Here is a 10906-nt window from a genome sequence, read left to right as displayed (position 1 = left end):
GGCCCGGCCCAGGGCGCCCCGCAGCACCGGCAGCACCGCCGCCGCAGGGGCCGGGCGCTCCGGCCCGGCCACGGTGTGGAGCGAGCGCTCGCCCCGGGCCAGGCGCTCCTCGGCCCGCCGCACCAGGTCGATCATCCGGTCGTAGCTCTGCTCGGCCGTCGCCCCGAAGGAGAACAGGCCGTGCTGCAGCAGCACCATGCCCTCAGGCTCATGGCCGCCGGCGGCCGCGGCCTCATAGGCCAGGGCCGCCGCCTTGGCCAGGGCGAAACCGGGCATGACGTAAGGCACCAGGGCCACCCGATCGCCGTACACCTCACGGCACACCTCGGCCGCATCGGGCTGGTCGGCCAGGGCCAGCAGGGCGATCGAGTGGGTGTGGTCGACGAAGGTGTGGGGCAGGAAGGCGTGCAGCAGCGCCTCCACCGAGGGGTTGGGGGCGGCCGGATCGATCAGGTTCTGGCGCTGGGCCGCCACCATCGCCTCATCGCTGAGGGACTCCAGGGCCCGCAGGGCCTGCAGGGGCTCCAGCCGCACCGCCGGATGGCCGGGCGGCTCGATCGTGCCCAGGTCCCAGCCCGATCCCTTGACGCACAGCACCCGGATCGGCTCGCCCAGCAACCCGTGCACGGTGGTCTTCACCGAGGTGTTGCCGCCGCCGTGCAGCACCAGCTCGGGGTCGGCCCCCAGCAGCCGGGCCGTGTAGGTGCGCAGGGCCAGGTCTTCGTTCACCCCCTGGGCGCCGTAGCGGGCGATCGCCTCGCGGGCGGCGGCATCCGACCAGCGATGTTGCACGGCCATGGGGCGAAACGGGGACTCTGGGGGGAGACTACGGGGAGCGATCCTCCAGGGGCTGCCCGTGTCCATCGACTGCCGCCGCAGGCGCCCGTGCTCCCGCCGCGGGGGCCTGCACCCATGGGCCAGCGGGGCGCTGCTGCCCCTGCTGCTGGCCATCGGGGCGGCAGTGGGGGTCGGTGTGGCGGCCCCCGCCCTGGCCGAGCAGCCGGTGCCCCCCCAGATCCCCCGCGACGGCTGGAAGGACTGTGAATACAACGACAAGCCCCTGGCCTGCGTCGATGAGCAGATCCCCGGCGGCCTCAAGATCCGCTGGAAGGACGGCCAGGGCATGACCTACCGGGAGGTGTCCGGCAAGGGCAAGGACGCCAGCGGCAGCGACCTGCTGCGGGACCGGCTGGGGGGGATCTGGCGCCGGGAGCTGTTCGTGCAGGGCAACATCACCCTCACCAACGAGGCCAACGGCAACCGGATCTTCGTGCCGCTGCGCTTCCCCTGCAAACCGCCCCTGAAGGGGGAGGTGGGCTACTGCCGCTACTGAGCCCGCCCGCCATGAGAGCGATTCTCGCCACCCCGGCCCTGGTGGACACGGAGCTGCCGGAGCCCGTCCCCGGCCCCCACGACCTGCTGGTGCGGATCGAGGCGGTGGCGGTGAACCCGATCGACACCAAGCTGCGGGCCGCCGTGGGCGTGGGGGATCCGCCCCGGCAGCTGGGCTGGGACGCCGCCGGGGTGGTGGCGGCGACCGGGGAGGGGGTGACCCGCTTCCGGGTGGGGGAGGCGGTGATGTTCGCCGGTGACGCGGGACGGGCCGGCTGCAACGCCGAAGCCGTGCTGGTGGACGAGCGGCTGGTGGGCCGCAGACCGGCGCGACTTTCCTGGGCGGAGGCCGCCGCCGTGCCGCTCACGGGGCTGACGGCCTGGGAGGCCCTGTTCGAGCGGCTCGACCTTGATCCAGCCGGTGGCACTGGGCGGGGCCGCAGTCTGTTGATCCTCGGCGGCGCCGGCGGGGTGGGCTCGATCGCCATCCAGCTGGCCCGCCGGGCCGGGGCGGTGGTGATCGCCAGCGCCTCGCGGCCGGAGAGTGCCGCCTGGGTGCGGGCGCTGGGGGCCGACCACGTCGTCGACCACCACCGGCCCCTGACCCCCCAGCTGACCGCCCTGGGCTTCGCGGCGGTGGATCGGATCGCCAACTTCAGCGACACCGACGCCTACTGGGAGGTGATGGCCGAGCTCATCGCGCCGCTGGGCTCGATCGTGGCGATCGTGGGCAACCGCCGCCCCCTCGACCTCAATCGGCTCAAGGCCAAGAGCGTGACGTTCGCCTGGGAGTTCATGTTCAGCCGCTCCCAGTTCCAGACCGCCGACATGGGGCGGCAGGGGGAGATCCTCGATCAGCTGGCCGAGCTGTTCGACCGGGGGGAGCTGCGCCCCACCCTGGCCCGCACCCTGAGCCCCATCAACGCCGCCAACCTGGAGCTGGCCCACGCCCAGCTGGCCTCCGGGAGCACGATCGGCAAGATCGCGCTGGTGGGCTGGGGCTGAAGGCTGGCTCGGGCCCATGGCGCTTGGCCCCACCGGCGCTTCTACCTCAGGCACCTGGTAGCCATCGATGGCGTGGTCGAGCTAAAATCGAAAGGCATAGGTGGGGTTACAGCACGGCTGGCCCGCGAAATCCTTTCTCTGGGACCGCCTCTGGTGGCGCCTATGCACTCCATTCAACTTTCAGCCAAGGTGCTCCAGAAAGGTATAAGCGGGGATCTCCTGGTTCAACGCTCGCAGCTCATCTTTTGAATCAAGCCTCAGAACTTTCTTCACCAGCTTTATTCTCTTTGCCGCCTCATTTTTTGGCCCCAGCGACTTGTTCCAATACCATGTATGCATGAATCGAAAGCGTTGAGGCGTGACGGCATGGTCCACGATCCATTGCCCGAAGCCTTCCTTAATTCCAAGCTTTCCGCTGACGAGGTCTCCACCTAACCCGAACTCCGTCGTGGGTGTATGGATATTGCTCCAACGGGTCACGGCGAACATACCGGCGTGATGACACAAGGTGAACGTGTGCTGCTGATCCCCAAGAGGTGTTCGGTAGCCCTGCTCGTAACTAAATCGCAACCTGGGGTACGGCTTGCTCTTGGCCTCCCTGGCTGGACCTCTCACCTCCAGCCAGGGAGGCGAAGCAGGCAAACTCCTGCTGCGCTTCAACTGCTGGAAGGACTGGGCCTTCCTGGTCATCAGAAACTCTGCGTGGGCCAACGGGCTGCCAAGAGTGACCAGATCGGTCACCAGCCATGGCTGGGTGTTGACTCGCATACCCTTCCAGGCTTCATGCTGAAGCCACTGGGCCTGACGCAAATCCTCGAGATTCTCAGCGGCTGCTTTCTCGACACGGCGCAGGCTATGAAACGGCCCTTCGCCGTTGGCCCGTCGGCGCAAGCTGGGCCTCAGATGAATGGAATTCATTTTTGCCCAGGCATGGGTGAGGATGTCATAGGCAATGACAGATCCCAGACTATGACCCACCAGCACAATGCGATCGTAACGCCCAGAATCGTGAATCCTTTCCAGCAACTCAACCCCTTCTGCACGAATGGCCTGACGGTGAGCAATGTTTGCAGGATGAGGCTGGAGATAGCGAGCCGCATCACCAAGGTAGTTGATCGCCAAAGAAAGACCTAGTTTTTGCCAGATGATCTTCACCAGAATAACGAGAAGAGGCAGGGAAACCAACCACAAAATCCAGGCCGACCAGCCCGTTCTTAAGACCGTGCCAATCACCATCAGAATGCCAATCAGAAGAACGATCCATGCAAACAACCACAGCGGCAAGATCGCCTTAGGCACGTTCCACGACCACGTCTCCCTCAAGCTGGGGACAGCAGTGCCTTTGACCCGCTCTCGCCTCAGTGGCCACCGCAACAGCAGACCAGCAAGCCAGCTGGCGAGCTGATCAAGCGTTGTATCTCGGATGATATGGGCCCAATAGATCTCGAAGACATCAGTGGTTGGACGTTGTTTATCAGAATTCAGCGTGGCCATGCGCAGCTCAAAGGACTGAGATAGTCGGTCTGGCTTGATCCATGAGAAGGCTTTTTTGTTTCCGAGTACACCGCTGCCAAGAAAGCTGTGCAGCATTTCTCCAGGTTGCTGCTCTCCGATTCCGTGAATCAGAACGACTGCCTGGCGAGGGTTCTCACAACGATTGCGTATCTGTCGATCCATTCGTTCCAGATTTTCCTTACGCCGCTGCCAGTATTGAGAGACAGCCTGCAGACAGCCCTCAGGGATTCCGGTTTCCCTGATGGTTAGGAAACAACGTTTAGGATCACTCGAGTCACTGAGCGCAATGCTGAGGTGAGTCTGACCATTCTCAGGCCAGCCAGAGATGCCATCCACCAGAAAAGTCACCTCTGCCATGTCCTGACAAGTCAGCAGAATCGCCTCACGCCAAGGTCCGGATTCATTGCAGAGAGTGATTCGGGAATCAGGCTGGAGGCGGATCTGTGATGCTGGCCCGAGCCACGATCGCTGGCCTTTCTCTCGCCAAATAACATCCCATGCATGTGCCCGCGTGAGACTTAAATGAATCGATACGCTGATGCTAGTTTGATGGTCATTCGCTTGATGGTAATTCGCCACTCGCCATCCCATGGCTTTGGGGACAGCATAAGCCGCCCCGTGGAAATACAACGATCCTTGAAAAAATTCAACGCGATGAGCTTACGAATACTGATGCAGCCAGTTCTCTACGTCCTGCCCCAGGAACATCTCGAGGCTGGACCTATCCCAGTCGTGCCACCAGCACCCGGTGGCGGGGGTCGCAGGCCTGCCGGCGCACGTTGCCGAAGCCGGCCTGCTCCAGGGCCCGGGGCAGATCGAGGCTGAAGTACTCCTCCAGGTAGGGCTCGGTGCTCTTGAGCAGGGTGGCGATCGGCGCCGGCAGGCGGCGGATCACGGCCGAATCGGGGTCCTGATCCACCAGGGCCACCACCCCACCGGGCCGCAGCAGCCGGGCCGTCTCCCGCAGCACCGCCCGGGTGGCGTCGGCCGGCAGCTCGTGGCAGACGAACTGCAGGGTGATCAGATCGACGCTGGCCGCCGTCAGGCCGCTGGCCTCGGCGGCGGCGTGGTGCCAGCGGCGGATCCGCCCCTCTGGATCGCGGACCCGCGCCACCGCCAGCATCTGGGGGGAGAGATCGAGCCCTTCGACGGCCACATCGGTGCCCTCACGCCGGTCCAGCCAGTCCTTGAGGGCCAGGGTGCCGACGCCCACCGAGCAGCCGATGTCGAGGGCGGTGCGCACCGGCCCGCTGAGGCTGGGCGCGATCGCCGCGAAGATCGCGTCCCTCAGCCGGCGCTGGGCCTCCTGGGGCTCGAGCGTCTCCCCCGGCCACACCCGCAGGGCCATGGCATCGGTGGCCTGCTCCGCCTCGCCGGCCGCCGCCCAGCAGAGGTTGCCCTCCTGGTAGGCGTGGAAGCGGGCCCGGTAGTAGGGCGGCGCCTGGGTGGCCGCCTCGGTGCTGCTGGCCAGCAGCGGCTCGGCCTGCCGCACCAGCTCCTCGCGCCGGGCCCGCCAGGCGATGCCGCGGCGCTCGGCGGTGCGGATGATCAGCTGGCGGGCCTGGAGAAACAGCAGGCGCCGCAGCGGCTCGACGGCCAGCAGCCGGTCGATCAGCCAGCCGAGGGGATGGCGCGAGGCCACCCAGTTGGGGGGCGGGGCCGGGGAGGCGGGGGTCAGGGCCGGAGCGACGGGCTGGGCCTGGGCCATGGACGGCGGAGCGGCGGCGACTCAGTCTGACGGCGCTGCGGGGCCCGGAGCCGGGCGCAACCGCAGCGAGGCGGCGAAGCCCGCCAGGGCCGCACCCAGCCAGATCCAGCCGTGCAGGCTGAAGCTCATCACTCCGCCCAGGAAGGCATTGACGTTGCACCCCGACGCCAGCAGGCCCCCGTAGCCCATCAGCAGGCCACCGAAACCGCGCCGGGCCAGGTCCGGCAGGCGTTCCAGCCGCTCGCCGCGCCAGCGGAAGCGGCCCTGCCCGATGGCGGTGGCGACGGCGCCGTAGAGCAGGCCCAGATCGACGAGCACGGCGTCGTTGAACAGCCAGGCCTCCGGTCCCGTCAGCAGGGCCTGGCCCCGGGGGCTGGACCAGAACAGGCTGCCGCCGGGATCCCAGCCCAGGGCCTGGGCGGCGTGGGCGCCACTGAGGGCCAGGCCCCAAAGCACCTTCCATGGCTCGGCCGTCACCAGCAGCAGACCCGTGGCCAGCAGGGCGACGGCGATGGCGCCGCCGTAGGGGCCGCGGCCCTCGCCATGCCACGGCACCTGACCGCTCCAGCGCGACAGCACCAGGGTGAGGACGGCGATGAACGCGAGCTGGAAGGTCAGGGCGCCCAGCAGGCCGAACCAGTCGAGGCTGACCGGGGACGGCAGGCGCGGCAGGGGCAGGGCCGCCAGCTGGGGGGCGTGCAGGGTGCCGAGGAAGGCACCGGCGACCAGCCCGACCAGGGCGGCCAGCACGCCGGCGCCGCCGCGGGAGGTGGCCGCCAGGGTGCCGCAGCCGCAGGCCCGGGCCCGCTCCATACCGATGCCGAACAGGAAGGCCCCCGCCAGGAACGGCAGGGAGAGGGGAGTCGCCAGCAGCTTCGGCCGCAGGCCGGTGAGGGGCTCGGCGGCGAGCACCAGGGCCATGGCCATCACCAGCAGCGCCGCCAGCAGCAGCTGGGCGAAGACCGATCCCGCATCCCGCCGCTGCAGCAGCCGGCGGTAGCCGGAGGCGAAGCCGAACCGGGAGCGGACCAGGACATGGCCGAGGCCGCAGCCCAGCCCCCAGACCAGGGCCGAGGACGGCTGCCGGATCGCCAGGGCCGCAGCCACCGCCACGGCGGGGGCCACGGCCAGCGCCGGGGAAAGCGGCTGTTTCAACGCTTCTTCGTCCGGGCGGCGGGGGGTGAGCTGTCGGCGCCGGTGTCGCAGGCCAGGGCGATGGCCGGGGTGAGCAACAGCAGCGGCAACAGGCTGGCCAGCACCCAGACACGGGCGCGGGAGAGGGTCTTGGCCATGGCGGCGGGAAGGGGAAATGGACGTGGGGATCAGCGCAGACTCACCTGCTGGGCCGGGCTGCCCTCGGGCCCCACGGCGATCGGCAGATTGGTGGCGCTGTATTCGGTCCAGGAGCCCTCATAGATCCGCACGTTGGGGTACTTGAGGAGATGCCGGAGAGCCAGAAACTGCAGGCTGGCCTCCCGGCCGGTGCTGCAGGAGACGATGATCTTCTTGTCGGGAGTGATGCCGCGGCTGACGAGGAGGGCCCGGATCTCTTCGAGGGATTTCAGCTTGTGGGCATTCTTCTTGGACGCATCGGCGTTGTTCGCTTCGGTGAATGACTGCCAGGGGATGTTCCGGGCCCCGGGGATGTGACCGTTGCGAATGAAGGTCTGGTCGGTGCCCTCGAACTGGGCCTTGGGACGGGGGTCGATGATCACCACGTCCTTGCGTCCGATCAGGGGCTTCAGCTCATCGAGCGTGATGGCCAGTCCCTGGACCGTGGTGGGACGGAAGCTGCCGGCCTGGAAGCTGGGGAAGGCCTTGGTGGTGCTCTGGCCGGCCGCCTTGTAGCCGCTGAGGCCACCATCGACGATCGCCACCTGGCGCACGCCGCTCTTCTCCAGGATGTAGGCGGCCAGAGCGGTGCCGAGGACGTCATTGCCGTCGGAGTAGACGAGCACCGAATCCCGGTTGGAGATGCCCGCCTGGCTCAGGAGGCCCGCCAGCTTGGTGGGAGTCCAGATCTGGAACGGCAGACGGCCGTTGGGGCCCCGGAAGGCCTGCTCGGAGAGATGGACGGCTCCGGGAATGTGGCCGCCGACGTAGGAGAGCGGCGGGACCGGGCGGACGTCGAGCACCTTCCAGCGGCCCGAACGGGCGGCGGCGGCGGCCTCTTCAGGGGAGAGCACCTGGAGCGTGGTGCCGCCGGCGGCCAGGGTGCTGAAGGCGGCGCTGGCCTGGGAGGGGGCGGCGGCCAGAGCCCGGGTGATCGGCGCTTCAGCGAAGGCGAAGCCGGTGGCCGCCAGGGCGGTGGCGGCACCGGCCGCCACCGAGAGGAACAGGCGCCGGCTGGGACAGGAGATCCGGGAAAACATTGAACGGAACAACGACCGATGTACCGATGTTTAGGCGATGGCGGGGCTGGGCCCCTGTGTGTTGAACCACAGGGGGGTGTGCCTTCGGAATCGGGGTACGGTTGCCCTGCTGCCGTGATGAACAGGCCATGAACTGGCGTCCCCGTCTGCTGGCCCTCTCCACCTCCCTGCTGGTGGGAGCCGGCGCCCTGGTCGGCGGGGCCGCCCTGGCCACCCCGGCCGGATCGCTGCTCAAGGGCCTGGCGCTGCCGCTGCCCAAACCGGCGGCCAGCCTGTTCGCCGCCAACGCCATCGGCCAGACCAGCCTCAATGCCCAGCTGCCCGGCAAGCCGGACGAGCTGCTCGCCAAGGTGAAGGCGTCGCTCGCCAAGCAGGGCTACAGCGAGCGCACGGTCAACACCGTGGTCGGCCCCTGGGGCTTCAACCTGGTGCTGGATCCCCCGGCGGGCACCAAGGTGGACGGTACCGCCGCAGGCAAGGCCGCCGCCCTGGTGCTGCAGGCCACCGCCATCGGCCCCAACCAGCTCAACCTCAACGTCCGCTTCGAAGGGCTCTGAGGGTCGACGACCAGGGTCACCCCATGGACAGCCAACCGGCCCCCAGCTGGTGGGCCCGTCACTGGAAGTGGCTGGTACCGGCCGGCTGCCTCACCGGCCTGGCCGGCGTGGCCGGCTTCATCGCCCTGATCGTCAGCCTCGTGTTCGGGCTGCTCAAATCAACCACGCCCTACAAGGAGGCCCTGGCCAGGGCCCAGCGGGATCCGGTGGTGATCGGCCGGCTGGGCACACCGATCCAGGGGGGCTTCCTCGTCTCCGGCAACGTCAGCCTCTCGGGTGGCACGGGCGAGGCCCGGCTGGCCATTCCCCTGCAGGGATCCCGGAGCAGCGGCACCCTCTACGTGGAGGCCCGCCAGAAGGCCGGCAGCTGGACCTACTCCACCCTGACGGTCCGGCCGGATGGCCCTGGCGAACCCATCAGCCTGCTGCGGCCCTCGCTCTGAACCGAACCCCTGGTGGCGGCAGCGTTCCGCGGCTCAGCCCGCGGCCACCGGGTCGGCATAGAGGGCCTGCAGCCCTTCCTCGCTAGCCGGCGCCACGCCCCGCTCGGTGATCAGGGCCGTCACCAGCCGGGCGGGGGTGACGTCAAAGGCGGGGTTGAAGCCGTCGCTGCCGTCGGGCACCAGCTGCACGCTGGTGGGCTCCCCGGCCGCGGGCTTGCCGGCGATGCGGGTCACCTCCAGGGGGGAGCGGGCCTCGATCGGGATCTCCTTCACCCCGTCGCCGATCGACCAGTCGATGGTGGAGGCGGGCAGGGCCACGTAGAAGGGCACGCCGTTGTCGTGGGCGGCCAGGGCCTTGAGATAGGTGCCGATCTTGTTGCAGACATCGCCCGTGCGGGTGGTGCGGTCGGTGCCGACGATCACCGCATCCACCTGACCGTGCTGCATCAGGTGCCCGCCGGCGTTGTCGACGATCACGGTGTGGGGCACCCCCTCGCGGCCCAGCTCGAAGGCCGTCAGGCTGGCCCCCTGGTTGCGGGGACGGGTCTCATCGACCCAGACGTGGATCGGCAGGCCGGAGCGGTGCGCCTTGTAGATCGGCGCCAGGGCCGTGCCCCAGTCGACCGTGGCCAGCCAGCCGGCATTGCAGTGGGTGAGCACGTTCAGGGGCTGGCCGCGGCGCTCCTCGGGGCGGCGGGCGGCAATCTCCTGGAACAGGCGCAGGCCGTGGTCGCCGATCGCCTCGCACATGGCCACGTCCTCCTCGGCGATGGCGGCCGCCTCGGCCCCGGCCGCCCCGGCGCGCTGCTCCGGCGCCAGGGGCAGCACGGCGGCCCGCACCCGCTCCAGGGCCCAGCGCAGGTTGATGGCGGTGGGCCGGGTGGCATCGAGGCGCGCGAAGGCCGCGGCCAGGGAGGCATCGGAGGGATCGGCCTGCAGGGCCAGCATCAGCCCGTAGGCCCCGGTGACACCGATCAGGGGAGCCCCCCGCACCACCATGGTGACGATCGCCTCGGCCGCCTCCTCGACGCTGGTGAGCGAGCGGGTGACGAAGCGGTGCGGCAGCAGGGTCTGGTCGATGACGCCCACCGAGCGCCCGCCCTCCTCCAGCCAGATGGTGCGCCAGGGCCTGCCGTCGATGTTCATCAGGAAGAAGGGGTCATGGGGACCCGGGGGTCATGGGGACGCAGGGGGCGCCGGTGTTGATTTTCCGCCATCACCGGGCCGGCGCAGCAGGGTGTCGGTGAGGCGCCGGAAGCGGGCGGGCTCGAGATCCCCGAGGGCCTCGCCGCGGCGGCTGCGCCAGGCGTTCCAGCCCAGCAGCGGCACCAGCCGGTTGTGGCCAGCCAGATCCAGGGGCGACGCCAGGGGCGCCACCGGTCGGGGCGGCGGCAGCGGCCCGCGGCGGGCCTCCAGCACCGCGGCGATGGCGATCAGATCCTCGTCCCGGCCGCCGGCGCCGAGGACCTCCAGGCCCACGGGCAGGCCGCGGCCATCGACGCCCACCGGCAGGGCGACGGCCGGCAGGCCGCTGGTGCTGCTCACCATGCAGGTGATGGCGGGGGAGGGCTCGCGCTGGGCGCCGCCGCGACGGTCGCTCAGCAGCAGCAGAGCATCGAGGCGCCCGGCCACCAGGGCCTGCTCCAGCCGCCGGCGGTTGGCGTCCATCCGCCGGCGCGCCCGCGCCTCCGCCGCCGGATCGCTGGCCATCAGCCCACGGCATTCGGCCGGGGTCCACTCCGGCGGCAGGCGGCCGGAGCCGCAGATGTCGTCCCAGTTGCGCCGGCTGCCGGGGTAGCGGGCCAGCTGGGCATCGATGCGGCGCCCCGAGCCCTTGACGAAGTCCGCACCGAGCCGGGTGTCGAGCCCCGGCACCACCAGCGCCTCGACCACCTCCGCTCCGGCCGCCCGCAGCAGCGCCACGGCCTGCCGCAGGGCCGTCGCCGCCGCTGCGGTGGTGGGTGCCAGGTCCTG

General features: G+C 69.5%; 11 protein-coding genes and 1 pseudogene. 4 read left to right on the top strand and 8 right to left on the bottom strand.

Annotated elements, in window-relative coordinates; translation table 11 throughout:
- Window positions 1-798: class II aldolase/adducin family protein (locus KBY81_RS15020; RefSeq protein ID WP_254976931.1), on the bottom strand; the 798-nt coding region annotated here is incomplete at its 3' end.
- Between the two features lie 58 nt (window positions 799-856).
- On the opposite strand from KBY81_RS15020, the gene KBY81_RS15015 reads away from it, so the two are divergent.
- Both KBY81_RS15015 and KBY81_RS15010 read left to right on the top strand, forming a co-directional pair.
- Window positions 857-1333, top strand: a complete 477-nt coding sequence (locus tag KBY81_RS15015) for a hypothetical protein (protein WP_254976930.1) — start codon at window positions 857-859, stop codon at window positions 1331-1333.
- An 11-nt stretch (window positions 1334-1344) separates the two neighbouring features.
- Entirely contained in the window at window positions 1345-2337 is a 993-nt protein-coding gene (locus tag KBY81_RS15010; RefSeq protein ID WP_254976929.1) for a zinc-binding alcohol dehydrogenase family protein, read from the top strand.
- A 180-nt stretch (window positions 2338-2517) separates the two neighbouring features.
- On the opposite strand, the gene KBY81_RS15005 is transcribed toward KBY81_RS15010, so the two are convergent.
- The 5 genes from KBY81_RS15005 to KBY81_RS14985 all read right to left on the bottom strand — a co-directional run bounded on the left by KBY81_RS15005 (window position 2518) and on the right by KBY81_RS14985 (window position 7932).
- On the bottom strand, window positions 2518-4209 hold the full coding sequence (locus tag KBY81_RS15005; RefSeq protein WP_254976928.1) for a hypothetical protein: 1692 nt from the start codon (window positions 4207-4209) through the stop codon (window positions 2518-2520).
- A 364-nt stretch (window positions 4210-4573) separates the two neighbouring features.
- Window positions 4574-5560 (bottom strand): class I SAM-dependent methyltransferase, encoded by a 987-nt coding sequence (locus tag KBY81_RS15000; protein WP_254976927.1) that lies wholly within the window; start codon window positions 5558-5560, stop codon window positions 4574-4576.
- Between the two features lie 21 nt (window positions 5561-5581).
- Entirely contained in the window at window positions 5582-6715 is a 1134-nt protein-coding gene (locus KBY81_RS14995) for a YeeE/YedE thiosulfate transporter family protein (RefSeq protein ID WP_254973980.1), read from the bottom strand.
- On the bottom strand, window positions 6712-6852 hold the full coding sequence (locus KBY81_RS14990; protein ID WP_181280208.1) for a hypothetical protein: 141 nt from the start codon (window positions 6850-6852) through the stop codon (window positions 6712-6714). Before KBY81_RS14990 ends, KBY81_RS14995 begins: the two co-directional genes overlap by 4 nt.
- A 30-nt stretch (window positions 6853-6882) precedes the next feature.
- Window positions 6883-7932, bottom strand: coding sequence for a sulfurtransferase (locus KBY81_RS14985; protein WP_261357306.1), 1050 nt, complete (start codon window positions 7930-7932; stop codon window positions 6883-6885).
- A 128-nt stretch (window positions 7933-8060) separates the two neighbouring features.
- On the opposite strand from KBY81_RS14985, the gene KBY81_RS14975 reads away from it, so the two are divergent.
- The gene (locus KBY81_RS14975; RefSeq protein ID WP_254976925.1) at window positions 8061-8489 is read left to right on the top strand and encodes a hypothetical protein; all 429 of its coding nucleotides are present in this window, start codon (window positions 8061-8063) and stop codon (window positions 8487-8489) included.
- 23 nt (window positions 8490-8512) lie between these two features.
- Window positions 8513-8932 carry a cytochrome c oxidase assembly factor Coa1 family protein gene (locus tag KBY81_RS14970; RefSeq protein WP_254973977.1) on the top strand — a complete coding sequence of 140 codons (420 nt, stop codon included), beginning with the start codon at window positions 8513-8515 and terminating at the stop codon, window positions 8930-8932.
- Between the two features lie 33 nt (window positions 8933-8965).
- On the opposite strand, the gene mtnA is transcribed toward KBY81_RS14970, so the two are convergent.
- Both mtnA and KBY81_RS14960 read right to left on the bottom strand, forming a co-directional pair.
- On the bottom strand, window positions 8966-10078 hold the full coding sequence (gene mtnA / locus KBY81_RS14965) for an S-methyl-5-thioribose-1-phosphate isomerase (RefSeq protein ID WP_254973976.1): 1113 nt from the start codon (window positions 10076-10078) through the stop codon (window positions 8966-8968).
- Between the two features lie 30 nt (window positions 10079-10108).
- Window positions 10109-10906, bottom strand: a pseudogene (locus tag KBY81_RS14960) (hypothetical protein); the annotation flags it as partial.

The organism is Cyanobium sp. Lug-B (assembly GCF_024345635.1).
Taxonomy (GTDB): Bacteria; Cyanobacteriota; Cyanobacteriia; order PCC-6307; family Cyanobiaceae; genus Cyanobium; species Cyanobium minutissimum.
This window is presented reverse-complemented; position numbering and strand designations above follow the sequence as displayed.

Bases quoted from the DNA above. Each gene is read 5' to 3' on its own strand.
- KBY81_RS15010 (WP_254976929.1), top strand. From the start codon at position 1,345: ATGAGAGCGATTCTCGCCACCCCGGCCCTGGTGGACACGGAGCTGCCG.
- KBY81_RS15005 (WP_254976928.1), bottom strand. From the start codon at position 4,209: ATGGCAGAGGTGACTTTTCTGGTGGATGGCATCTCTGGCTGGCCTGAG.
- KBY81_RS15000 (WP_254976927.1), bottom strand. From the start codon at position 5,560: ATGGCCCAGGCCCAGCCCGTCGCTCCGGCCCTGACCCCCGCCTCCCCG.
- KBY81_RS14990 (WP_181280208.1), bottom strand. From the start codon at position 6,852: ATGGCCAAGACCCTCTCCCGCGCCCGTGTCTGGGTGCTGGCCAGCCTG.
- KBY81_RS14985 (WP_261357306.1), bottom strand. From the start codon at position 7,932: ATGTTTTCCCGGATCTCCTGTCCCAGCCGGCGCCTGTTCCTCTCGGTG.
- KBY81_RS14975 (WP_254976925.1), top strand. From the start codon at position 8,061: ATGAACTGGCGTCCCCGTCTGCTGGCCCTCTCCACCTCCCTGCTGGTG.
- KBY81_RS14970 (WP_254973977.1), top strand. From the start codon at position 8,513: ATGGACAGCCAACCGGCCCCCAGCTGGTGGGCCCGTCACTGGAAGTGG.
- mtnA (WP_254973976.1), bottom strand. From the start codon at position 10,078: ATGAACATCGACGGCAGGCCCTGGCGCACCATCTGGCTGGAGGAGGGC.